The sequence below is a fragment of the Nitriliruptor sp. genome, assembly GCF_040882075.1.
Lineage (GTDB): Bacteria > Actinomycetota > Nitriliruptoria > Nitriliruptorales > Nitriliruptoraceae > Nitriliruptor.
Genome location: NZ_JBBEBZ010000011.1, coordinates 1 through 1,447 on the forward strand (window position 1 = coordinate 1; position 1,447 = coordinate 1,447).

The 1,447-nt window shown below is 66.7% G+C and carries 2 protein-coding genes; both read right to left on the reverse strand.

Annotated features, from left to right (window positions below):
• Positions 1–477: 477 nt before the first annotated feature.
• On the reverse strand, positions 478–807 hold the full coding sequence (locus WEB03_RS00755; protein WP_368069063.1) for a DUF5615 family PIN-like protein: 330 nt from the start codon (positions 805–807) through the stop codon (positions 478–480).
• Between the two features lie 41 nt (positions 808–848).
• Positions 849–1,079 (reverse strand): DUF433 domain-containing protein, encoded by a 231-nt coding sequence (locus WEB03_RS00760; RefSeq protein WP_368069064.1) that lies wholly within the window; start codon positions 1,077–1,079, stop codon positions 849–851.
• Positions 1,080–1,447: the final 368 nt, after the last annotated feature.

The following is a 1,447-nucleotide window of genomic DNA, read 5'->3' on the forward strand; positions in this document are numbered from 1 at the left end:
GGCGAGCTCGTCGCGCCCTACCTGCGCACGATGGACGACGAGATCCGGCAAGGCGCCGGCGGCTGACGGCGCGGGGAGCGTGGTGCACTTTTCGCTGAAGGGGGTATCCACGTAGCTCCTCCTGCCACAACATGCTGTGGTCAGGGCGCTGCTGCTCGATCGTCCGGCGTGGTCCGACTACGACCCCGTAGGACGTGGATTTCGAACCAGTCGGTGGCTGTAGCAGCGGCCACCCGGACCCCAAGATGTGGGGGCTGGAGGAGCAAGGTGGACAGCCCCTTTCGCCGATACCGGATGCCGTCCTTGCGGCGAAGAGCCGTGGTCGTCGCCTACCACGGTCCTGCGGGCCAAGGACCGTGTTGGATCCCGGTCCGAACAACCGGCTGTCACCGCTCTGTTCTCCGTCTCGCGGGCGAGGGCTGACGTAGCGACAACGGGCGTTGTCGCCAGGCCGGGATGCCGGAGGCATGTCGGCGCTCAGGTGGGGGCGATGGGGAGGGTGCGCAATCTGATCCGTTCTGGCGTGACACTGGCTATGGCGCCCTGCTTGAGCTCCTCACCGACGCGTTCCAGCACGGTCACGATGAGTCGGGCCTGTTCGTCGGGCGTGAGATGGTCGGATGAGCGGAGCATCACAACCGACGGCGACGAGGTCCCACGAGCCGCCAGCAGCGCACCGAAGTCCGTGTCGGCGGTCACGATGGCTCGACCCTGGCCGGCGGCTGCAGTGAGGATCTCGGCATCGTCGGTGTTGCCGAGGCCGACCTCGGTGACATGAGCGACGTCATGGCCGGCCAGCTGGAGCATCCTCGCCACCCGGGGTGAGAGGTTCTCGTCAAGCAGAAGCTTCATCCCGCCGCGGTCAGAGGGATCTCACGCTCGCGAGTAGCGGCAGCGGCGTACTCCAGCGCTCCGAGCACATCTTCACGTTCGAGCTGGGGGTAGTCCTCGAGGACCTCGTCGACCGAACGACCCGCAGCGAGCTGTCCCAGGATCGCGCTCACGGTGACACGCGTCCCCCGGATGCACGGCAACCCCTGCATCCGGTCCGGGTCGATGGAGATCCGCTCGAAGCTCATGGGGACAGGTTACGTCATGGACTTGCTGCCGGAGCGGTTCGTCCACGAACTCGACGGCCATCCGTTGCTCGCGGAGAACGGCTGGGCGGCTACCGGCCATCGAGACGCCGGACGAGTCGTCGCATCGCCGCGCAGCGCCTCAGTTTCGGGATTGATGCTCGGTGGCCTCAACGCGTCGTGGGCTCGCTCGGCTCAACTGGATGAGGACCCGCCCCCACGTGGCGTCTCCGCGGAAGCACGGGTGAGAACCGTTCCTGAACCTGGCTGCAACCGCCGCTACGCACGATCGCGGTCAACCGACCTGCATAGGTACAACCGCCGTTGTTGCTCGGTCTTGAGACGTCAGAAGTGGTGAGTCACGGCCGCCC